At 64.6% G+C, this 20058-nt stretch carries 19 protein-coding genes; 10 read left to right on the top strand and 9 right to left on the bottom strand.

The window, feature by feature from the left end; translation table 11 throughout:
- Nucleotides 1–16: 16 nt before the first annotated feature.
- Complete coding sequence (moaC, locus tag J2W46_RS08625; protein WP_131320079.1) at nucleotides 17–493, bottom strand: cyclic pyranopterin monophosphate synthase MoaC; 477 nt, start codon at nucleotides 491–493, stop codon at nucleotides 17–19.
- A 173-nt stretch (nucleotides 494–666) separates the two neighbouring features.
- On the opposite strand from moaC, the gene J2W46_RS08620 reads away from it, so the two are divergent.
- Nucleotides 667–2415 carry a M48 family metalloprotease gene (locus tag J2W46_RS08620; protein ID WP_310352839.1) on the top strand — a complete coding sequence of 583 codons (1749 nt, stop codon included), beginning with the start codon at nucleotides 667–669 and terminating at the stop codon, nucleotides 2413–2415.
- Between the two features lie 113 nt (nucleotides 2416–2528).
- Here the strand turns inward: J2W46_RS08620 and J2W46_RS08615 are convergent, their stop codons facing one another.
- The 6 genes from J2W46_RS08615 to J2W46_RS08590 form a co-directional block, all read right to left on the bottom strand.
- Entirely contained in the window at nucleotides 2529–3101 is a 573-nt protein-coding gene (locus tag J2W46_RS08615; RefSeq protein ID WP_310352836.1) for a DUF2946 family protein, read from the bottom strand.
- Complete coding sequence (locus J2W46_RS08610) at nucleotides 3094–4170, bottom strand: YheT family hydrolase (protein ID WP_310352834.1); 1077 nt, start codon at nucleotides 4168–4170, stop codon at nucleotides 3094–3096. The genes J2W46_RS08615 and J2W46_RS08610 overlap by 8 nt, the downstream gene beginning before the upstream one ends.
- Nucleotides 4171–4246: 76 nt before the next feature.
- The gene (locus J2W46_RS08605) at nucleotides 4247–4693 is read right to left on the bottom strand and encodes a nuclear transport factor 2 family protein (protein WP_020069241.1); all 447 of its coding nucleotides are present in this window, start codon (nucleotides 4691–4693) and stop codon (nucleotides 4247–4249) included.
- A 180-nt stretch (nucleotides 4694–4873) separates the two neighbouring features.
- A complete protein-coding gene (gene waaF / locus J2W46_RS08600) occupies nucleotides 4874–5899 on the bottom strand; it encodes a lipopolysaccharide heptosyltransferase II (RefSeq protein WP_020069240.1) in 1026 nt (341 codons plus the stop codon).
- A 342-nt stretch (nucleotides 5900–6241) separates the two neighbouring features.
- Nucleotides 6242–6436: a zinc-finger domain-containing protein gene (locus tag J2W46_RS08595; protein ID WP_020069238.1), complete on the bottom strand. Its 195-nt coding sequence runs from the start codon at nucleotides 6434–6436 to the stop codon at nucleotides 6242–6244.
- Nucleotides 6437–6526: 90 nt separating this feature from the next.
- On the bottom strand, nucleotides 6527–7450 hold the full coding sequence (locus J2W46_RS08590) for a branched-chain amino acid transaminase (RefSeq protein WP_310352830.1): 924 nt from the start codon (nucleotides 7448–7450) through the stop codon (nucleotides 6527–6529).
- 283 nt (nucleotides 7451–7733) lie between these two features.
- Between J2W46_RS08590 and J2W46_RS08585 the strand changes: the two genes are divergently transcribed.
- The 9 genes from J2W46_RS08585 to J2W46_RS08545 all read left to right on the top strand — a co-directional run bounded on the left by J2W46_RS08585 (nucleotide 7734) and on the right by J2W46_RS08545 (nucleotide 17575).
- On the top strand, nucleotides 7734–8480 hold the full coding sequence (locus tag J2W46_RS08585) for an AzlC family ABC transporter permease (RefSeq protein ID WP_020069236.1): 747 nt from the start codon (nucleotides 7734–7736) through the stop codon (nucleotides 8478–8480).
- Nucleotides 8477–8800, top strand: a complete 324-nt coding sequence (locus J2W46_RS08580) for an AzlD domain-containing protein (protein WP_027778879.1) — start codon at nucleotides 8477–8479, stop codon at nucleotides 8798–8800. Before J2W46_RS08585 ends, J2W46_RS08580 begins: the two co-directional genes overlap by 4 nt.
- A gap of 266 nt (nucleotides 8801–9066) precedes the next feature.
- Nucleotides 9067–10260: a phosphoglycerate kinase gene (locus J2W46_RS08575; RefSeq protein ID WP_088175700.1), complete on the top strand. Its 1194-nt coding sequence runs from the start codon at nucleotides 9067–9069 to the stop codon at nucleotides 10258–10260.
- Between the two features lie 505 nt (nucleotides 10261–10765).
- Nucleotides 10766–12202 (top strand): pyruvate kinase, encoded by a 1437-nt coding sequence (gene pyk / locus J2W46_RS08570; protein ID WP_020069233.1) that lies wholly within the window; start codon nucleotides 10766–10768, stop codon nucleotides 12200–12202.
- A 293-nt stretch (nucleotides 12203–12495) separates the two neighbouring features.
- On the top strand, nucleotides 12496–13560 hold the full coding sequence (gene fba, locus J2W46_RS08565) for a class II fructose-bisphosphate aldolase (protein WP_020069232.1): 1065 nt from the start codon (nucleotides 12496–12498) through the stop codon (nucleotides 13558–13560).
- Nucleotides 13561–13702: 142 nt separating this feature from the next.
- Nucleotides 13703–14593 (top strand): phosphoribosylaminoimidazolesuccinocarboxamide synthase, encoded by an 891-nt coding sequence (locus J2W46_RS08560; protein WP_088175699.1) that lies wholly within the window; start codon nucleotides 13703–13705, stop codon nucleotides 14591–14593.
- Between the two features lie 36 nt (nucleotides 14594–14629).
- A complete protein-coding gene (gene purE, locus J2W46_RS08555) occupies nucleotides 14630–15148 on the top strand; it encodes a 5-(carboxyamino)imidazole ribonucleotide mutase (protein WP_214877832.1) in 519 nt (172 codons plus the stop codon).
- 155 nt (nucleotides 15149–15303) lie between these two features.
- Nucleotides 15304–16500 carry a 5-(carboxyamino)imidazole ribonucleotide synthase gene (locus J2W46_RS08550; RefSeq protein ID WP_020069229.1) on the top strand — a complete coding sequence of 399 codons (1197 nt, stop codon included), beginning with the start codon at nucleotides 15304–15306 and terminating at the stop codon, nucleotides 16498–16500.
- 10 nt (nucleotides 16501–16510) lie between these two features.
- Nucleotides 16511–17575, top strand: a complete 1065-nt coding sequence (locus J2W46_RS08545; protein WP_310352825.1) for an L-threonylcarbamoyladenylate synthase — start codon at nucleotides 16511–16513, stop codon at nucleotides 17573–17575.
- Nucleotides 17576–17734: 159 nt separating this feature from the next.
- Here the strand turns inward: J2W46_RS08545 and J2W46_RS08540 are convergent, their stop codons facing one another.
- Nucleotides 17735–18985, bottom strand: a complete 1251-nt coding sequence (locus tag J2W46_RS08540; RefSeq protein ID WP_020069227.1) for an SGNH/GDSL hydrolase family protein — start codon at nucleotides 18983–18985, stop codon at nucleotides 17735–17737.
- 94 nt (nucleotides 18986–19079) lie between these two features.
- Entirely contained in the window at nucleotides 19080–20045 is a 966-nt protein-coding gene (locus J2W46_RS08535) for a sterol desaturase family protein (RefSeq protein WP_310352822.1), read from the bottom strand.
- Nucleotides 20046–20058: the final 13 nt, after the last annotated feature.

Here is a 20058-nt window from a genome sequence, read left to right as displayed (position 1 = left end):
CGACGTGAGTGGGTATTCAGCCCGCCACCCAATCCCCCGACTTCCCGCCATGCTTCTCCATCACCCGCACATCGGTAATCGTCATTCCGCGATCCACCGCCTTGCACATGTCGTACACCGTCAGCAGTCCAACCTGCACGGCGGTGAGTGCCTCCATCTCAACCCCAGTTCTGCCCAACGTCTCGACCTGCGCAGTGCAATGCACGCCCGGCAGCGTGTCGTCGAGTTCGAAATCCACTTTGACGCGCGTGAGCGCAAGCGGATGACACAGCGGGATCAGGTCGGCGGTGCGCTTCGAGCCCTGGATCGCGGCAATGCGCGCGACGCCGATCACGTCGCCCTTTTTGGCGTTGCCGTCGCGGATCAATGCGAAGGTTTCCGGCAGCATGCGGATCGAACCGCGTGCGATGGCAATGCGCTTCGTCTCCTGCTTGCCGCCGACGTCCACCATGTGCGCGTCGCCGGCAGCGTCGAAATGAGTGAGTTCAGGCATGGTTGGCTCCTTCAGAGGGCGCCTATCATAGCAGTGCAGCGCGGACGTCCGGCTTGCATGAACGAGCCGAATCCGCGCAACGGCTGATTACAATTGCGGCGTGCCCGCTTATCTTAGACCGCTTGTCCCTGAGCGAAGGGCGTCGCTTTCCGATTCCGTCATACGAACTCGCAATGCGTCCGAACCGGTTCCTTGCTGCGTTGCTGTGTGTCGCGCTTGCGGCGCCGCCCGAGGCGTTCGCGCAAGCGCGAGCCGCGTCCGGCGTCGCGCCTGTCGTTACGCAGTCCGCTGAGCCGCCGCTCGTGAGTGGGCCGGTGGAGTCGTACTCCGATCCGATGGTGCCGCCTGAGATCGCCCAAGGTGTATTCGGCGTGTACGGCGGCGCGGAAAGCCGCTTTTCCGGCAATTTTGGTTTGAACCGCGGCGCCGGCAATTCGACCGGTGGCGGAAGCAACGACGGCTGGCGCGCGCCGATTGCCGCGCAGCAACTACCCGACCTCGGCAGCGGCGGCTCGGGCTCGCTCACGCCGCAGGCAGAGCGCAAGCTCGGCGAACGCGTCATGCGCGACTTGCGCCGGGACCCCGACTATCTCGACGACTGGCTGGTGCGCGACTATCTCAACTCAGTCGCCGCGAAGCTCGCCGCGGCGGCCAACGCGCTCTATATCGGCGGCTATCGGCCGGACTTCGATCTGTTCGCGGTGCGCGACATGCAGATCAACGCCTTCTCGCTGCCAGGCGGTTTCATCGGCGTGAACACGGGGCTGATCGTCGCCACGCAAACCGAGTCTGAACTCGCGTCCGTGCTCGGTCACGAAATGGGGCACGTCCTTCAGCGCCATATCTCGCGGATGATCACCGCCGGTGAGCGCAGCACCTACGCCGCGCTTGCCAGCATGCTGTTCGGCGTTCTCGCGGGCGTGCTCGCGCACAGCGGCGACCTGGGCAGCGCGATCGCGTTCGGCGGCCAGGCTTATGCCGTCGACAACCAGTTGCGTTTCTCCCGATCCGCCGAGCACGAAGCCGACCGCGTCGGCTTTCTCCTGCTCGCCGGCGCAGGCTACGATCCGTATTCGATGATTACGTTTTTCGGCCGGCTCGACCGCGCGGCAATGAGCGACACCGGCATACCGGCGTATGCGCGCACCCATCCGCTGACCGGCGAGCGGATCGCCGACATGGAGGACCGCGCTCGCCGCGCGCCTTACCGTCAGCCGCATCAGGCCGCCGAATACGGGTTCGTGCGTGCGCGAGCGCGTCTGTTGCAGGACCGCTCCCGCAGCGAGTACGCGGACGAGATCTCGCGGATGCGCTCGGAGATCGAGGACCGCACCGCGCTGAACATCGCGGCTAACTGGTACGGCATTGCGTTTGGCCAGATGCTGCTCGAACGTTATGACGACGCGGCGGCTTCGCTGGCGTCGTCGCGCGCGGCGTTTGCCGCGGTCACACAGGCGACCAGCGACGCCCCCCGCAGTTCGCCGAGCCTCGACGTGCTGGCCGCCGACATTGCGCGGCGCGCGGGCCATGACGACGAAGCCGTCCGTCTCGCCGACCTCGCGCAAAAGCGCTGGCCACAGTCGCATGCCGCTATCGACATGCACATACGCACGCTGCTGACGTTGCGGCGATTCACCGAAGCCCAGGCGCTAGCGCAGAAAGAGACGCAGGCGCAGCCCGATCAGCCCACATGGTGGTTGTATCTCGCGCAGGCAAGCGTGGGGACTGGCGACGCGCTCACGCGGCGCCGGGCGCTCGCCGAAAAGTTTGCGCTCGAAGGCGCGTGGCCGTCGGCGATCCGGCAACTGAAGGACGCACGTGATATGAAGACGATCGGCTATTACGACCTCGCGACCGTCGACGCCAGACTGCATGAGATGGAGAAGCGCTACCAGGAAGAGCGGCTCGACGAGAAGGGCTAGGCGCGGGTTGAGCGGTTCCGCGCTACGCGAGCATGGTGAGAGGCGCGGCTGTCAATTGAATGCGCGCGCGTGAGCCGCACGGGTTGCGCGGCAGATCGGCGAAGGCTTCTGCCTCAAGCGTTCGCCGCCGGACTTTGAACAAAGTCGAAGCGCGACGCAATATCCGCCCGACGCACGGGCTCCAGCGACAGCTTCACGCCGTCGTTCCAGTGAAATTCGCCGCTCAGCGAATCTTCGGCGAGCGCTGCGTGATCCGCGAAAACTTCGAGATCGTGATCGTGCAACACGGCGACTCGCGGCTGCGCGGAGGTGTCGGCGAACAGAATGCTGCCTTCGTCATCGGCCAATACTGCCGACGGCTCGAAATCGTTGCCTGCCTGATCTTTCAGCGCCAGCGTGCCGTCGGGTTCGACTATCAGGCGCACGACCCAGGGCGTGTAGCCGAGCTCCACATATACGCGCTGCGGACCGTTCTGAAAGAACCATTGCCCGCGTTCGTCGCGCTCGTAATTGCGGTTGATGAAGCCGAGCAACGCCTCGTGACGGATCGGCACGCCCGACGAACCGCTCGCCTGCGCGGCGTCGTCGCGCATACGCCAGTTGCCGCGCCGGTCGAGCATCAGCCAGCCGGTGCAACTCGGTACGTTCGGCCACTTGGCCAACGCCTGCTTGACGATGTCATCCATGATCGACGTGCTGCTCCAGATAGCCGAGCACGCGCCGCGACAACCAGTCGATGCGGCCCGGAAACGGTCCGGTCATGAAGCCGGCGTGGCCACCGTGCCGCGGCTGATCCAGTTCCACCGCTGCCGACACCTCATGCCGCGACGGCAACGCCTCGGCCGGCAGGAACGGATCGTTGCGCGCGTTCAGCACGAGCGTGGGCACCTGAATGTGCGGCAACAACGGTCGCGTGGTTGCCGCGCTCCAATAGTGGTCAGTATTGCGAAAGCCGTGCAGCGGCGCGGTGACGACATTGTCGAACTCGTACATCGTGCGGCTTGCAAGCATCGCGTCGCGGTCGAAAAGACCCGGAAATTGCACGAGCTTCTGCGAAGCTTTCAGCTTGAGCGTCTTCAGGAAGTTGCGCGTATAGACGAGCCCGAAGCCCTGCGACAACGCTCGGCCGCCAGCGTGCACGTCGATCGGCGTGGAGATCGCGGCGGCGGCGGAGACGATCGACGCCGCGTCCTCGCGCTGCTCGCCGAGCCAGCGCAGCAGCACATTACCACCGAGCGAGACGCCCGCCGCGGCGATCGGGCCGCGATGCACAGCGCGCAGGCGTCGCAGGACCCAATCGACTTCGTTGCTATCGGCAAGATGATAAAAGCGCGGCAAGCGATTCAGCGTGCCGCTGCAACTGCGGAAATGCGGCACTACGCCGTGCCAGCCGTACTCGCGTGCGGCCGCCATCAACGTGGACGCGTAGTGCGATGCCGAACTGCCTTCCAGGCCGTGGAACAGAACGAGCAACGGTGCGTCGGCGGCCGGAATTGCGGCTGCCGTATCCGCTGCAAGCGTCGGGCGCGGCTCGCCGCCGTGCACGACCCAGTCGACGTCGATGAAGTCGCCGTCAGGCGTATCCCAGCGCTCACGGCGAAACGCCACCGCCGGACGCCGGGCGAACAGCGACGGCACGATGGTCTGCACATGCTTGTTCGGCAGCCAGAGCGGTGCGCGGTAGAGCAGGTCGATGGCTGCCTCGACGGCAGCTTCGGCGCGCGTCACGCCCGAAGACGTGGATCCGTCTTGCATCGTTCCTGACGAAGACTTGCTGCGGGGCGTGCTCATGCCGGCCGTGGAGCGAGAGTGCGGCGCTGCCGACCGCGCGTCAGTGAAGCGACCCTTGGCCATGTCGCATCTTCGTAGCGAACTGGCTGGCTGCTTCGTTCGGCATAGGGCTCGCGTGGATGTGCGCGATGCGCCACTCGCCGCGTTCGTGAACCATCACGTAGGTGGTGAAGACCATTGCAGGCAAGGCTTTCGGATCGACCGGGCGATGCGCTTCCGCGATCGCGTAGACGACGGTGCCCAGGCTGTCGTACACGCGGATATCGAGCGGCTCGATCGAGACCGGCGCGGCTTCGAGCTGGATCTGCAAGCCGGCCCGAATGCTGTCGAGGCCATGCAGATGCGAGCCGTCTGCACAGATGCAGCTCACGAACTCTTCATCGATCCACAGGCCCATGAGGCTGTCGATATTGACCTCGGCGACAGCCTGGTAATAGGCGTTGAGGGTATCGGCGGCAGCTTCGAAGATATGGGCAAAACGTGGCATGGCTCGTCAGTCTCTTGTGCGCGGCGCGCGGTTGCGGGGCAGCGGTCAGCGGGACAGTCCGGCGCACCGGACAATCGCCCCGGGCGCCAGAATGCCCGCGCCGTAAGGCGTGAACATGACGCGACGCGCTCAGGGGCGTGCGGTGTTGCGTGCGAGTGCTGCGTACGAGTGTCAGCCGGCTCAGCGATGCGCGAGCAACATGCCGCGCAGATCGCCGAAAACCTGCTCGGCGCTCAACTGCTTCAGACAGTTCAGATGACCAAGCGGACACTCGCGCTGAAAACAGGGGCTGCATTCGAGATGAAGCCATTGTACCTTCGCAAGCTCCGACAAGGGCGGCGTGTGGCGCGGATCCGTTGAACCGTAGACGGCCACGAGCGGCCGGCGCAGCGCCGCGGCGACGTGCATCAACCCGGAATCGTTCGTGACGACCGCATTGGCTCGCGCGATCAGCGCACATGCTTCGCCGAGCGCCGTCTGTCCGCACAGATTGCGCACGTTCGGCGCTTTCTCGGCAATCGCCTGCGCAAGCGGCGCGTCTTTCGGCGAGCCGAGTGCGACGATCTGCGTGTACGGGAACGACTGTCCGACCATTTGCGCGAGCGCCGCGAAGTGCTCGGGCGGCCAGCGTTTGGCCGGACCGTACTCGGCGCCGGGACAGAACACGAGCAGCGGCACGCGCGTGTCGAGGTTGAAGCGCGCCGACACGCGCGACGCTTCGTTCGGGTCGGCGTCGAGCCGCGGCATTGGCAGGTCGTCGGGGATTTTGGCGCCGGGAGCGTAGGCGAGGGCGGCGTAATGCCGGACCATCGGCGGACGCTCGTCTTTGCGCGGATTCGCATGACGCACGTTCAGCAGGCCGAAACGGCTTTCGCCGGTATAGCCGATCCGCAAGCGGATGCCCGCCATCCACGGAATCAGCGCCGACTTGAACGAGTTCGGCAATACGTACGCCGCGTCGTAGCCGACGTCGCGCAAGTCGCTCGCGAGTTGCCAGCGGCGCAGCATCTGCAGCTTGCCGTGCGCGAGGTCGGTCGCGTAGACATCATGGATTTCCGGCATGCGTTCGAGCACGGGCGCGACCCAGGAGGGCGCGACCGCGTCGATGGCGATGCGGGGATGCAGTTTCACGAGGCGCGCAAACAGCGGCTGCGCCATCAATGCGTCACCGATCCAGTTCGGTGCGATAACCAACGCGCGACGCATCAGAGTGATTGTCCGGTGTCGAAACGAAGCGCCGCGCGCGATGCGCGTGGCGCTTCGGATAGGTAAAAGTGAAAGGGGAAGCCGTCAGCGAGGCGCCGCGATGCCGTCATAGCTGTCATGCCGCCTGGTTGCCTTGCTGCTGCGCACCCGTCTGCTCGCGTTGCCTCGAACGCGCTGCCAATGGAGCGCAATGGAGCGCAACGGAAAGCAACGCGCCGAGACAACGCATGCGAGGCCGAGTCTCACGACACCGCGCGTTGCAAATTCACGCGATCAGTCGGACAGGCAGTGACAGGCGACTTCGCAGACAACGCCGAAGACGAGCGAGTCAGAGCGCGAGCTTCAGTGGCCCTTGATGACTTCGCCGTCGCGCAGCTTGTAACGGGTGCTGCAATAGGGGCAGCGCGCTTCGCCGTGCGTGACGTCGATAAAGACGCGGGGATGCGCGCTCCAGCGCGGCATGGCCGGATTCGGGCAGTACGCCGGGAGGTCTTTTGCCGTCAGTTCGACCAGCGGCATTTCCTTGATATCGCTCATGAGACTTTCTCGTTGTATGCAGGGTGCGTGCGGCGCGCCGTCCCGGACCGTCGTCAAACGAAGGCGGCCCGAAGCGAGGTGCGGCGCGCGTTAGATCTTGGTCAGCCAGTGCGCGTACTTCTCGCTCTTGCCGTTGACGATATCGAAGAAGCCCGACTGCAGCTTCTCCGTGATCGGGCCGCGCGCGCCCGCGCCGATCGTGCGGTTGTCCAGTTCACGGATCGGCGTGACTTCCGCGGCGGTGCCGGTGAAGAACGCTTCGTCGCAGGTATAGACCTCGTCGCGGGTAATGCGCTTTTCAATGACCGGAACGCCCATGTCGCGGGCGAGCGTGATGACCGTGTCGCGCGTGATGCCGTCGAGGCACGACGACAGGTCCGGCGTGTACAGCTTGCCGTTGTTCACGAGGAAGAAGTTTTCGCCGGAGCCTTCCGACACGTAACCGTCGACGTCGAGCAGCAGCGCTTCGTCGTAGCCGTCGGCGATGGCTTCCTGATTGGCGAGAATCGAGTTCACGTACCAGCCCGACGCCTTCGCGCGGACCATCGACACGTTCACGTGATGCCGCGTGAACGACGAAGTCTTTACGCGGATGCCCTTGGCAATGCCGTCTTCACCGAGGTAAGCGCCCCACGGCCACGCCGCGATCGCCACGTGGATGGTATTGCCCTTGGCCGAGACGCCGAGCTTTTCCGAGCCGACCCAGATGATCGGGCGCAAATAGCACGACTCGAGCTTGTTCTCGCGGACCACCTCGCGCTGCGCGGCGGCGAGCGTTTCGTGGTCGAACGGCACGTCCATCTGGAAAATCTTGGCCGAGTTCAGCAGGCGTTTGGTGTGTTCCTGCAAGCGGAAAATCGCGGTGCCGCCGTCTGCTGTTTTGTAGGCGCGCACGCCTTCGAAAACGCCCATGCCGTAATGCAGCGTGTGGGTCAGCACGTGGATCTTGGCATCGCGCCAGTCGATCAGCTTGCCATCCATCCAGATCTTGCCGTCGCGGTCGGCCATTGACATACGATTCTCCAGCAGGTGCGTGTTTATCTGAGCCCCCAGGCCCGTCGCCTCGCGTCAGGCCCCCGAAGGGGCGGGACAGCCGGTACGTGCCGGCGGCTTCCGGTGGGGTGCGGCGAAGAGCGTCATTTTAGCGTCTTTTGCACACGGAACGGGCATTTGGACGCACTTCGGGCGCTATAATTCGGCACACGCATAATTCACATCCGGACGCGCCAGCGGGTGCTTGACGACCTGGCGCCCATTTCCCTCATCGCGGCCACCTGCGCCGGCGCTTTTTCGCCTCATGCTCGCTCGTCTGTCAGATATCGATCGCCGTGCCTTCCGTGAAGGCGCTCGCGACTATTCGCCAACGCTCATGGCGATCTGCTCGTGGGGTCTCGTCACCGGCATCGCAATGAGCAAGTCCGTGCTCACGCTGCCGCAGGCGCTCGCCATGTCGCTGCTGTGCTACGCCGGTTCGTCGCAGCTGGCGGTGCTGCCGCTCCTCGCCGCCAAGCTGCCGGTCTGGACCGTGCTGCTCACGGCCGCCATGGTCAACATGCGTTTCGTGATCTTCAGCGTCGGCCTCGCGCCGCATTTTTCCTATCTGTCGATGTGGCGGCGCATCTCGCTTGGCTACTTCAACGGCGACGTGATCTATCTGCTGTTCGTAAAGAAGAACTTCCCGACCGGCTACGTGCCCGGCAAGGAGGCGTACTTCTGGGGCATGGCGGTGAGCAGCTGGCTGTCGTGGCAGGTCGCGTCGATCGCGGGCATCCTGCTCGCGAGCCTGATTCCCGACAACTGGGGCCTGGCGCTCGCCGGCACGCTTGCGCTGCTGCCAATCATGGTGGCGGCAATCGCGACCCGCTCCACACTGGTGGCGGTCGGCATCGCGGGCGTCGTCTCGCTTCTCGCGTTCGATCTTCCGTACCGGCTCGCGCTGCCGCTCGCGGTGATCGCGGCGATTATCGCGGGCAGTGCTGCGGATCTGATGGTCGAGCGCGCCGACTTACGGCGCATTCGCGGCGGCGCGGGAGATTCGCGGTGACATCCACGGAAATCTGGCTGGCAATTATCGGCATGACCATCGTCACCGCGGTGACACGCGCGATGTTTCTAATCGGCGGCGAGCGCACGGTTTTGCCCGCGCGCGTTCAGCGCATGCTGCGCTATGCGCCGGCCGCGGCGCTCGCGGCGGTAGTGCTGCCCGACGTACTGGCAACGCCCGAGGGCCTGTCGTTTGCGCCGTCCAACCATGAGTTCTATGCGACGCTTGCCGGCCTCGGGTGGTTTTTGTGGCGCCGCACCATGCTCGGTACGATCGTCGTCGGAATGGTGGTGTTCACGATGTTGCGGCTCTTCATGTAACTCCCGTGCGGCCGATGCTGCGCTGCGGCATGCAGCGCGCCGTCCAAATACGGGACATTCGCCTGTTCGCGGGTCAGAAGGCAGTTCGGATCAGTTAAAATGCCCCTTTCCGGGATGATCGCGCCGATGCCTAGCGCCTGCGCCGCGGCCTTGCCGCCGGCCCCCGACTTTGTGGAGCCGCCGTGCCGACGCGCTGGAGTTCACCGCGCCCAAAGCCCTGAGCGACGTCCGCCACCGCCTTCTCATCAACTCGCACACAAACGCCCATGAACAAGGTATTGCGTCTCTCCGATCTGATCGCCGAAGGCAAGCTGTCCGGCAAACGGGTGTTCATCCGCGCCGATCTGAACGTGCCGCAGGACGATCAAGGCAACATCACCGAAGACACCCGCATCCGCGCCTCTGTGCCGGCCGTCAAGGCAGCGCTCGACGCTGGCGCAGCCGTGATGGTCACGTCGCACCTGGGACGTCCGACCGAAGGTGACTTCAAGCCGGAAGATTCTCTCGCGCCGGTTGCAAAGCGTTTCGCCGAACTGCTTGGCCGCGACGTGCCACTTGTCGCGAACTGGGTGGAAAACGGCGTGAACGTCGCGCCGGGCGAGGTTGTGCTGTTGGAGAACTGCCGCGTCAACAAGGGCGAAAAGAAAGACTCCGACGAGCTCGCGCAGAAAATGGCGAAGCTCTGCGACATCTACGTGAACGACGCGTTCGGCACCGCGCATCGCGCTGAAGCCACCACGCACGGCATCGCGAAATATGCGCCGATCGCTTGCGCCGGCCCGCTGCTCGCCGCCGAGCTGGAAGCGCTCGGCAAGGCGCTCGGCGCGCCGAAGCGTCCGCTGGTTGCGATCGTCGCGGGCTCGAAGGTGTCCACCAAGCTGACCATTCTGAAGTCGCTGGCCGAGAAGGTCGATCAGCTGATCGTGGGCGGCGGCATCGCCAACACGTTCATGCTGGCGGCCGGTCTGAAGATCGGCAAGTCGCTGGCGGAAGCGGATCTGGTGAACGAGGCCAAGGCGATTATCGACGCGGCGAAAGCACGCGGCGCATCGGTGCCGATTCCCACCGACGTGGTCACCGCCAAAGAGTTCTCGCCGACCGCCAAAGCGGAAATCAAGGCCGTCGCCGATGTCGAAGACGACGACCTGATCCTCGACATCGGGCCGGAAACTGCGAAGGCGCTCGCCGCGCAACTGGAAAAAGCCGGCACCATCGTGTGGAACGGCCCGGTCGGCGTGTTCGAATTCGACCAGTTCGGCAATGGCACGAAGACATTGGCCGACGCCATCGCGAGATCGTCCGCGTTCTCGATTGCGGGCGGCGGCGATACGCTTGCCGCGATTGCCAAGTACGGCATCCACGACAAGGTGAGCTATATCTCGACGGGCGGCGGCGCCTTCCTCGAGTTCCTCGAAGGCAAGAAGCTGCCCGCCGTTGAAGTACTGGAATCGCGGGCTTAACGTGGCGACGCGCTCACCAACGTCGAAATCTGCAAAAGCGGACGGTCAGCGCGGCAAGCCGCGCGACACCGCAACAGCAGCGGCAGGGGAGCGCGCCACGCGCTCCGACGTGGCAACGGCGACAACGGCAGCCCCGGAGTCGGCGCTTGCCGACACGGTTGCGGCCGCGGTCGCGGCTGTCGGCGAAGCCGCTCACGCTGACAGTCATCCAGAAACATCCGGGACTTCTCCCGAGCTTGCGGAGTCGACCACTGCAGGCGACACCGCGGGATCGGCCGGCGACCAGGCTAGCGAATCGGCCGGCCCGCCGGCAGAACACCCCGATCCGCAAGTCGCGCCCGCTCCCTCGCCGGCGCCTCGCGTGCTGGTTTCGAACACTGCTTCACCCCATAAAGCGACGCTGGTTTCAACCGGCGCGCAGCCCCTGGCAGCATCTTTCGGTGCGCAGCCTCCGCATCCGACTCGCAGCGCTCTTTCCAGCGATCCCATCCAGACGAGGAGACTCATGCATCGCGCCACCAAGATTGTCGCTACCATCGGACCGGCTTCCAGCACGCCGGAGATCCTGCTGCAAATGATTCAGGCAGGCGCCGACGTGGTGCGGCTCAATTTCTCGCACGGCACGGCCGACGACCACCGCCAGCGCGCCGAATTCGTGCGCGAGGCGGCTCGCCAGGCGGGCCGCGAGGTCGCCATCATGGCGGACCTGCAAGGCCCGAAGATCCGGGTCGGCAAATTCGAAAACGGCAAGGTTTCGCTCGTCGCGGGTGAGCCGTTCATCCTGGACGCCGACTGCGAGCTCGGCAACCAGGAGCGCGCCGGTCTCGACTACAAGGACTTGCCCCGCGACCTGAAGCCGGGCGACGTGCTGCTGCTCAACGACGGCCTGATCGTGCTGAACGTTCAACGCGTGATCGGCAACGAGATTCATACGATCGTGAAGATCGGCGGCGACCTGTCCAACAACAAGGGCATCAACCGCCAGGGCGGCGGTCTGTCGGCGCCCGCGCTGACCGCCAAGGACATGGAAGACATCCGCACGGCCATGTCGCTCGGCGTCGATTTTGTCGCGGTGTCGTTCCCGAAGAACGCGACCGACATGGAAATGGCTCGCCAGCTGGCGAACATCGCCGGCGCACCTTACGGCATCAAGCCGAAGATGATCGCCAAGATCGAGCGCGCCGAAGCCATTCCTGCGCTGCAAGGCATTCTCGACGCATCCGACGGCATCATGGTTGCGCGCGGCGATCTCGCCGTGGAAGTGGGGAATGCCGCAGTCCCCGCGCTGCAAAAGCGGATGATTCGTATGGCGCGCGAGTCGAACAAGTTCGTGATCACCGCGACGCAGATGATGGAGTCGATGATCTACGCGCCGGTGCCGACCCGCGCCGAAGTGTCGGACGTCGCGAATGCGGTCCTGGACGGTACGGACGCGGTGATGCTGTCGGCGGAATCGGCAGCGGGCAAGTATCCGGTGCAGACCATCGAGACAATGGCCGCGATCTGCGTCGAAGCCGAGAAGTCGGAGCAGTCGGAGCTGGACCGGGATTTCCTCGATCGCACGTTTACGCGCATCGACCAGTCGATCGCCATGGGCGCGCTCTTCACGGCGTTTCACTTGGGCGCGAAGGCGATCGTCGCGTTGACCGAATCGGGTTCGACCGCGCTGTGGATGTCGCGTCACTGGACGCACGTGCCGATCTTCGCGCTCACGCCGCGGGTCGGCAGCGAGCGGGCAATGGCGCTGTACCGCAACGTGACGTCGCTGCATCTGGACACCAACACCGACCGCGACACCGCGTTGCAACAGGCGTTGGAGACGGTGGTCAGCAAGGGGTACGCGTCGCGTGGCGACATGGTCGTGCTGACCGTCGGCGAGCCGATGGGGCAGGCCGGCGGCACGAACACGCTGAAGATCGTGCGGGTCGGCGAGCCGTATTGATCGCATGCCCGGCGGACCGGGGTGAGTGAGTCGCACCCGCCCAGGTCGACCGCCCTGCATGGGACTGGAGTAACGCGCTAAAGCGCGAACTCCGGTCGACAGATTCGCATGACCGGTACTGGCTGGATCGAACGAAGCAGGTTGTCAGGCCCCGCGAGAGGCGGTGCACCCGCCGCGATTGCGTGCGTGGCGTGAATGTACGGGTGCGCACGGGTATGCAGCTTGCTTCGCGACAAGATCGCCCACAAGATGCCGGCGGCACAAGAATTCGTTTCAATCTAAGGAGTTACAGCATGCCTCTCGTATCAATGCGTCAACTGCTGGACCACGCCGCTGAAAACGGCTACGGCCTTCCGGCATTCAACGTGAACAACCTGGAGCAGGTGCAGGCGATCATGGCGGCGGCCGACAAGGTCAATGCGCCGGTCATCATGCAGGCTTCCGCCGGCGCGCGTAAGTACGCGGGCGAAGCGTTCCTGCGCCATCTGATCGAAGCAGCGGTCGAGTCCTATCCGCACATTCCCGTCGTGATGCACCAGGACCACGGCCAGTCGCCGGCGGTCTGCATGGCGGCGATCCGCAGCGGCTTTACGAGCGTGATGATGGACGGCTCGCTCGAAGCCGACGGCAAGACGGTCGCTTCGTACGAGTACAACGTCGACGTATCCCGCAAGGTCGTGGAAGCCGCGCATTCGATCGGCGTGACGGTCGAAGCGGAACTTGGCGTGCTCGGCTCGCTGGAAACCATGAAGGGCGACAAGGAAGACGGCCACGGCGCGGAAGGCACCATGACCCGCGAGCAATTGTTGACCGATCCGGAGCAGGCCGCCGACTTCGTCAAGCTGACGCAGTGCGATGCGCTCGCAATCGCAATCGGCACGTCGCACGGCGCATACAAGTTCAGCAAGAAGCCGACGGGCGACATTCTGTCGATCCAGCGCATCAAGGAAATTCACCAGCGCATTCCGAACACGCACCTCGTGATGCACGGTTCGTCGTCGGTGCCGCAGGAACTGCTCGCGGAAATCCGCGAATTCGGCGGCGACATGAAGGAAACCTACGGTGTGCCGGTCGAGGAAATCCAGGAAGGCATCAAGCACGGCGTGCGAAAGGTCAACATCGACACCGACCTGCGTCTCGCGATCACCGGCGCAATTCGCCGCTACATGGCGACCAATCCGGGCAAGTTCGATCCGCGCGATTACCTGAAGCCGGCGCGTGAAGCTGCGATGAAGATCTGTATCGAGCGCTACACGCAATTCGGCTGCGAAGGCCAGGCTGGCAAGATCAAGCCCGTTTCGCTTGATAAAATCGCGGAGAAGTACAAGTCGGGCGAGCTTGCGCAGGTCGTCCGCTAAGCGGTATTTGCTTCAGCGCAGGCTCTACGCCTGGCCGTCTGGCCAGGTTGTCGTTAGATCGCCGTTCCCGCATCATCCGGGGAACGGCGTTTCCCTTTTGTTCCGGTCACACTTTTTGCCTTACTTTTAGCGAACCACGACGATGTCTACCCTCTACGAATCCACGCTCCGCTCGCTGCCGCTGCTCGGCCGCGGAAAAGTCCGCGACAACTATGCAGTGGGCAACGACCAGTTGCTGATCGTCACGACCGACCGTCTGTCGGCGTTCGACGTCATCATGGGCGAGCCGATTCCGAATAAGGGGCGCGTGCTCAACGAAATGGCGAACTTCTGGTTCGAAAAGCTCAAGCACGTGGTGCCGAATCACCTGACCGGCGTGGCGCCGGAATCGGTTGTGGCGGCGGACGAAGTCGAGCAGGTCAAGGGCCGCGCGGTCGTCGTGAAGCGCCTCGAGCCGATCCTCGTTGAAGCCGTGGTGCGCGGCTATCTGGCCGGCAGCGGCTGGAAAGATTACCAGGCCACGGGTTCGGTGTGCGGTGTCGAATTGCCGGCTGGTCTGCAAAACGCGCAAAAGCTGCCTGAGCCGATCTTCACGCCGGCAGCCAAGGCCGAGATGGGCCATCACGACGAAAACATCACGTACAACGACATGGAGCGTCGCATCGGCACTGAACTGTCGGCCACGATCCGCGACATTTCGATCAGGCTGTACAAGGAAGCTGCGGATTACGCCGCCACGCGCGGCATCATCATCGCCGACACGAAGTTCGAGTTCGGTCTGGACAACCACGGCAAGCTGTACTTGATGGACGAGGCGCTCACCGCCGATTCGTCGCGCTTCTGGCCGGCCGACCAGTATCAGGTCGGCACCAATCCGCCGTCGTTCGACAAGCAGTTCGTGCGCGACTGGCTGGAAACGCAGGACTGGGCGAAAGAGCCGCCCGCGCCGAAGCTGCCGGACGACGTTATCCAGAAGACGGGCGAGAAATACCAGGAAGCGCTCGAACGCCTGACCGGGCAGAAGCTCGCCTGACCAGATCCGCGCCGTTCGAGAAAAGGAAGCCGCAAGATGAGTGAAGCACAGACCGCCCACACGCATGGCGCGCCGGTTATCGGCGTGCTGATGGGCTCCAGTTCCGACTGGGAAGTAATGAAGAACGCCGTCGCGATCCTGCAGGAATTCGGCGTGCCCTACGAGGCAAAGGTCGTCTCCGCGCACCGCATGCCCGACGAAATGTTCGCCTATGCTGAAAGCGCGCGCGAGCGCGGTATCCGCGCGATCATCGCGGGCGCGGGCGGCGCGGCGCACCTGCCGGGCATGCTGGCGGCCAAGACCACGGTGCCGGTGCTGGGCGTGCCGGTGGCGAGCAAGTATCTGAAGGGTGTCGACTCGTTGCACTCGATCGTGCAGATGCCGAAAGGCGTGCCCGTCGCCACATTTGCAATTGGGGAAGCGGGCGCGGCAAATGCGGCGCTGTTCGCGGTCTCTATTCTGAGCGGCACGAGCGGCGAATATGCCGCGAAGCTTGCGGCGTTCCGCGTGCGCCAGAACGAAGCGGCACACGCAATGGTATTGCCGGCGCTGTAAGCGCGCGCCGGGAAATGGGCCGATGCACCTGCTGAAACGGCCTCAGTAACGGCTCGATTGATACACGAAGTCCCCTGTCAGACCCACCGGCCGGACGGTTGCCATTGCAGGAGTTGCAGGACTGCAGGCACACCCGGTCGCGACCGACCACTAAGATGAACCCAGACAACACACCGGTTTCACCGATTTTGCCCGGCGCATGGCTCGGCATGGTTGGTGGCGGCCAGCTCGGCCGCATGTTCTGCTTTGCCGCTCAGGCAATGGGCTATCGCGTCGCCGTGCTCGATCCTGATGAAAGCAGCCCCGCGGGCTCGGTCGCCGACCGCCATCTGCGCGCGGCCTACGACGATGAAGCGTCGCTGACCGAACTCGCGCGGCTATGCGCGGCGGTGTCCACCGAATTTGAGAACGTGCCGGCCGCGAGCCTCGACTTCCTCGCGAAGACCACGTTCGTGAGCCCGGCTGGCCGATGCGTCGCCGTGGCTCAGGATCGCATTGCCGAGAAGCGCTTTATCGCGTCGTCGGGCGTGACGGTCGCACCGCACGTGGTGATCGAATCGTCGGACGCGCTCGCCGCGCTTGACGATGCGAAGCTCGAAGCCGTGCTGCCCGGCATCCTCAAAACGGCTCGCATGGGTTATGACGGCAAGGGCCAGGTGCGCGTGCGCAATGCCGCCGAAGTGCGCGAGGCGTATGCGTCGCTCGCCGGCGTGCCGTGCGTGCTGGAAAAGCGCTTGCCGCTGAAGTTCGAAGTTTCCGCGCTGATCGCGCGCGCGGCGAGCGGCGCTTCGGTGGTGTACCCGCTCGCGCAAAATACGCATCGCGACGGCGTGCTGTCGCACACCATCGTTCCGGCGCCGGACGCAAGCGCCACACTCGTCGAGCAGGCGCAACAAGCCGCGCTGCAAATCGCGGACAAGCTCGGCTATGTCGGCGTGCTGTGTGTCGAATTCTTCATCCTCGAAGACGGCTCGCTCGTGGCCAATGAAATGGCGCCGCGTCCGCACAACTCCGGGCATTACACCGTCGACGCCTGCGCGACCAGCCAGTTCGAACAACAGGTACGTGCAATGACCGGTATGCCGCTTGGCGACACCCGTCAGCATTCGCCGGCAGTCATGCTGAACATTCTCGGCGACGTCTGGTTCCCGGACGGCCCGAAGGGCGCGTCGGTCACGCCGCCATGGCACGAGGTCGCGGCGATGCCGGCGGCGCGTTTGCATCTGTACGGCAAGGAAGAAGCCCGTTGCGGCCGCAAGATGGGCCATGTGAATTTCACGGCTGCGACGCTCGAAGAAGCACGCACGGCGGGGCGCGACTGTGCGCGGCTGCTGCACATCGCCACGAGTTGACGCGCGAGCCATGCCCGATCGACAGCAACCCGCTCAACCCGGCGCAGACGCCGCCAATGCGCTGCCCGTGAGCGCCGAGCAAATCGAGCACGCAGCGGCGCTGCTCGACGCAGGCGGTCTCGTCGCGTTTCCCACGGAGACGGTCTACGGGCTCGGCGGCGACGCGGAGAACCCAGACGCGGTGGCTCGCATTTATGCGGCGAAGGGCCGGCCGGCAAATCATCCGGTGATCGTGCATCTGGCTCTGCAAGGCGATCCGCACTACTGGGTCGAGCACTTGCCTCAGGAAGCGCAGCGTTTGATCGACGCGTTCTGGCCTGGGCCGCTCACGCTCATCCTGAAGCGCGCCGCGCGCATACCCTCGGCGGTCAGCGGCGGGCAGGATTCGGTCGGACTGCGCTGTCCTTCGCATCCCGTAGCGCAAGCGTTGCTGCAGGCGTTCAGCGCGTTGCGCGACGGACATGGCGGCGTCGCGGCGCCCTCGGCGAATCGCTTTGGGCACGTGAGTCCGACCACCGCACAACATGTTCGCGAGGAGTTCGGCAGCGCGATTCATGTGCTGGACGGCGGCGCGTCCGACGTCGGCATCGAATCGACAATCGTCGATTTGTCGCGTGGTTTTCCCGCCTTGCTGCGACCGGGCCGCGTCACGCCGCAAGACATCGCCGACGTGCTCGGTGAAGCGCCGCGCCTTCCCGACGGCTCCGACGCAACGGCGCCGCGTGCGTCCGGAACGCTGAAGGCGCACTACGCGCCGCGCACGCCGTTGGCGCTGTTGTCGTTCACCGCGCTCGAACCGGTGCTAGCCGCCCGCGAGCCGGGCGAGCGCGTTGCGCTGGTCGCCCGCGCTTCGCGCGCGGGGCATTGGGCCGACGCCGAAGGCGTGCATTTCATTGCGGCCCCGGAAGATCCGCATGTGTATGCACGCGAGCTATACGGCTTGCTGCGGGCGCTCGATCGTGCCGACGTCACGCGCATATTGATCGAGAAGTTGCCGGATACGATCGAATGGATCGCCGTGAACGACCGCCTGGGCCGCGCGGCAGCGGCGTTCGAAGCGCAAAGCCACGCCTGAACTCTCGCATCCCGCGCCGTGCTCCGAAGTAGCGGAGAAGCGCGCAATAAAAAAACGCCTGGCTGCAATCGACACGCTCACACAGTCGATCGGCCAGGCGTTTCGCATTCCAACCTTCGCAGCTAAAGACCGCGTCACGCGCGGTCTCCCAAACTCCACTTATTTACCGAGCCCGGTCGCCGCGATCTGCTGCTGGACATACTGCGCGAACAACGCGTGCATGTGCGTGCTCGGGTGGACCGTGTCCGCGAACATGTAGGTCTGGTCGGCGCCGGCCACCGTGTAGGTTTGCGGCGAGCAGAACAGCGAAGAGGCGAACTGGCTGCCGTACTGCTCCGGAGTCAGGCCGTTCGTCGCGGCGGGATTGGCTCGGGCGTAGGCCGTTGCGTTGGCCTGCATCGCGCTCAGGTTGCACGCAGTGTCGGTGTTGGACACCGTGAAGCCGAGCGCCTTGTAGTTCGGCAACTGCTGATCCTGCCACGCGAACGCATCGACCACGATCACTTTGCCCGTGCCCACGAGGCCGAGCGCCGTGAGGTTCTGAACGAAGAGATAGTTATACGCGGCGGCGATTCCCGACAGCAGCGCGGCGGAGCCCGGTGTCTTCGCGTTGGACGCAACGCCTAGCGGCGTATTGCCGATGTCGGGCACAGTCGAGACCACCACGTGGGTCGCACCCGCGCCAACAATGGTTTTGACTTGCGCGGCCAGTTGGGCGGCGGCCTGAGCGACCTGCGGGTTAGACAACTGCTGCAGATAGCCGACGATGAACGCGACCTGGCCTGCCTGCGTGTTCGGCAGCTTGCCTGCCTGCACGAGCAGCGGGTATTGCGTCTGTAGCGCGGTGCCGAGCGCGGTCAGGTTAGCGGTGTTTTCCGCGAACTGGAAGATGTCGTTCGCTCCGCCGTTCACGAGCACGAGCTGATTCGGGTTGAAGCTCGAATGGGCACCGAGGTAATTCGCGACCTGGGTCACGATGGGCACCGTCGTGGCCGCCATGTTGTTAGGCGCCCAGCCTTTGCCTTGAGCATTGACGACGTCCGAGCCGCCCTGCGCATAACCGTAGCCGCCTGTTGCGACCAGCGGCTGGCCAAAGCCGCCGAGGTATGCCGGCTTCAAGGTATCGCCGTAATACTCGGCCACTTTCTGCGTCCACACTTCGCCCGGATTGGTCGTGAAGCGGCCGCCGCCGAAGCTGCCCTGAATCACCGGCGAATAGGTGCCGGCGTCCGAGAGGCTGTCGCCGAACGAAACAACTTGCAACTTGACGCCGCCCGCGGGCGTGCTGCTGGCGTTGTTGTTATTGTCGCTGCCACCGCCGCACGCGGCCAGCAGCGCAAACGCCGCGCTTGCGATGGCGGTTTGCGAGAGGCGCAACCAATGCTGTTTCCTCGATGCTGTGTGCTTCATGTTGACTACATCTCCTCGTATGTTTGGCCCTTGCGCCATATATTGCAGGCCGCGTCCACCGCGTCGGCGGCGTGACGACAGCTTACAGAATCTTCTACAGTCTGCGTCGTGCGGAAAACGCGGCCGTATCGTTGTTATCGTCGATGGTTGCGCGCGCAAGCGTGGCCGTTGAGCCGCCGCTGCTGCGCGCGTGATAGTCGGCCGCCCACGCGGGCGGTGCGAAAAGTGCACGCAGCTTGTTGCGCGCGCCGTGCACGCTCGCGAAGTCGCGCGCCATCGACGCCCATTCGTGGAACGTCACCTTCAGCGGGTTATACGTGTCGAGCGGCTCCACGATGCCGTACACGGGCGGCTCGCGCGGGTCCTCGTCGACGTAGCTGCCGAAGAGCCGGTCCCACACCACGAGCACGCCAGCGTAGTTGCGGTCGATATAGCGGTCATTGCGCGCGTGATGCACGCGGTGAATCGACGGCGTGTTGAATACGTACTCGAGCCAGCCGAGCTTGCTGCCCGTTTTGTTGCCGAATTTACCGATCGCCTGCGTATGCACGAAGAACTGGAAGCCCAGGTTGATCAGCACAATAGCGACGATCTGCTTCGGCGGAAACCCGAGTACGGCGAGCGGAATCCAGAAGAGCCACATGCCAGCCACCGGATACATCAGGCTCTGGCGGAACGCGGTCGAGAAATTCATCCGTGCCGACGAGTGGTGCACGACATGCGCGGCCCACAGCCATCGCACGCGGTGGCTGCAACGGTGAAACACGTAGTAGAGCAGATCCTGCGCGACGAACAGCACGGCAAACGAAAGCCAGCCTGCGTGCCACGTGTAGACGCGGTAGTGATCGTAGAAGAACGCATAGACAGGGATGATCGCGAGCCAGGCGAGCTTGTCGGCGGCTTGCTGCATGAGCGCGAGCGCTGCGTTGCACAGCGTGTCGCGCCAGCTATAGAGCCGCGCGCCGGGGCGCGTTCGCCGCAGGTGCCACGCCTCCCAGCCGATACATGCGAGAAAGACTGGCGCCATGGCGAACAGCAGCAATTCGGCGTCGAATTGCATGGTGTCTTCCTCC

Origin of the sequence: Paraburkholderia strydomiana, assembly GCF_031456815.1 — a bacterium.
Taxonomy (GTDB): Bacteria; Pseudomonadota; Gammaproteobacteria; order Burkholderiales; family Burkholderiaceae; genus Paraburkholderia; species Paraburkholderia caledonica.
The sequence above is the reverse complement of the archived record's forward strand: the minus strand, read 5'-3'. Positions and strand labels throughout refer to the sequence as shown.

What these genes read in the sequence shown, in the direction of transcription:
- moaC (WP_131320079.1), bottom strand. Translation starts at nt 493, where the DNA reads ATGCCTGAACTCACTCATTTCGACGCTGCCGGCGACGCGCACATGGTG.
- J2W46_RS08620 (WP_310352839.1), top strand. Translation starts at nt 667, where the DNA reads ATGCGTCCGAACCGGTTCCTTGCTGCGTTGCTGTGTGTCGCGCTTGCG.
- J2W46_RS08615 (WP_310352836.1), bottom strand. Translation starts at nt 3,101, where the DNA reads ATGGATGACATCGTCAAGCAGGCGTTGGCCAAGTGGCCGAACGTACCG.
- J2W46_RS08610 (WP_310352834.1), bottom strand. Translation starts at nt 4,170, where the DNA reads ATGCAAGACGGATCCACGTCTTCGGGCGTGACGCGCGCCGAAGCTGCC.
- J2W46_RS08605 (WP_020069241.1), bottom strand. Translation starts at nt 4,693, where the DNA reads ATGCCACGTTTTGCCCATATCTTCGAAGCTGCCGCCGATACCCTCAAC.
- waaF (WP_020069240.1), bottom strand. Translation starts at nt 5,899, where the DNA reads ATGCGTCGCGCGTTGGTTATCGCACCGAACTGGATCGGTGACGCATTG.
- J2W46_RS08595 (WP_020069238.1), bottom strand. Translation starts at nt 6,436, where the DNA reads ATGAGCGATATCAAGGAAATGCCGCTGGTCGAACTGACGGCAAAAGAC.
- J2W46_RS08590 (WP_310352830.1), bottom strand. Translation starts at nt 7,450, where the DNA reads ATGTCAATGGCCGACCGCGACGGCAAGATCTGGATGGATGGCAAGCTG.
- J2W46_RS08585 (WP_020069236.1), top strand. Translation starts at nt 7,734, where the DNA reads ATGCTCGCTCGTCTGTCAGATATCGATCGCCGTGCCTTCCGTGAAGGC.
- J2W46_RS08575 (WP_088175700.1), top strand. Translation starts at nt 9,067, where the DNA reads ATGAACAAGGTATTGCGTCTCTCCGATCTGATCGCCGAAGGCAAGCTG.
- pyk (WP_020069233.1), top strand. Translation starts at nt 10,766, where the DNA reads ATGCATCGCGCCACCAAGATTGTCGCTACCATCGGACCGGCTTCCAGC.
- fba (WP_020069232.1), top strand. Translation starts at nt 12,496, where the DNA reads ATGCCTCTCGTATCAATGCGTCAACTGCTGGACCACGCCGCTGAAAAC.
- J2W46_RS08560 (WP_088175699.1), top strand. Translation starts at nt 13,703, where the DNA reads ATGTCTACCCTCTACGAATCCACGCTCCGCTCGCTGCCGCTGCTCGGC.
- purE (WP_214877832.1), top strand. Translation starts at nt 14,630, where the DNA reads ATGAGTGAAGCACAGACCGCCCACACGCATGGCGCGCCGGTTATCGGC.
- J2W46_RS08550 (WP_020069229.1), top strand. Translation starts at nt 15,304, where the DNA reads ATGAACCCAGACAACACACCGGTTTCACCGATTTTGCCCGGCGCATGG.
- J2W46_RS08545 (WP_310352825.1), top strand. Translation starts at nt 16,511, where the DNA reads ATGCCCGATCGACAGCAACCCGCTCAACCCGGCGCAGACGCCGCCAAT.
- J2W46_RS08540 (WP_020069227.1), bottom strand. Translation starts at nt 18,985, where the DNA reads ATGAAGCACACAGCATCGAGGAAACAGCATTGGTTGCGCCTCTCGCAA.
- J2W46_RS08535 (WP_310352822.1), bottom strand. Translation starts at nt 20,045, where the DNA reads ATGCAATTCGACGCCGAATTGCTGCTGTTCGCCATGGCGCCAGTCTTT.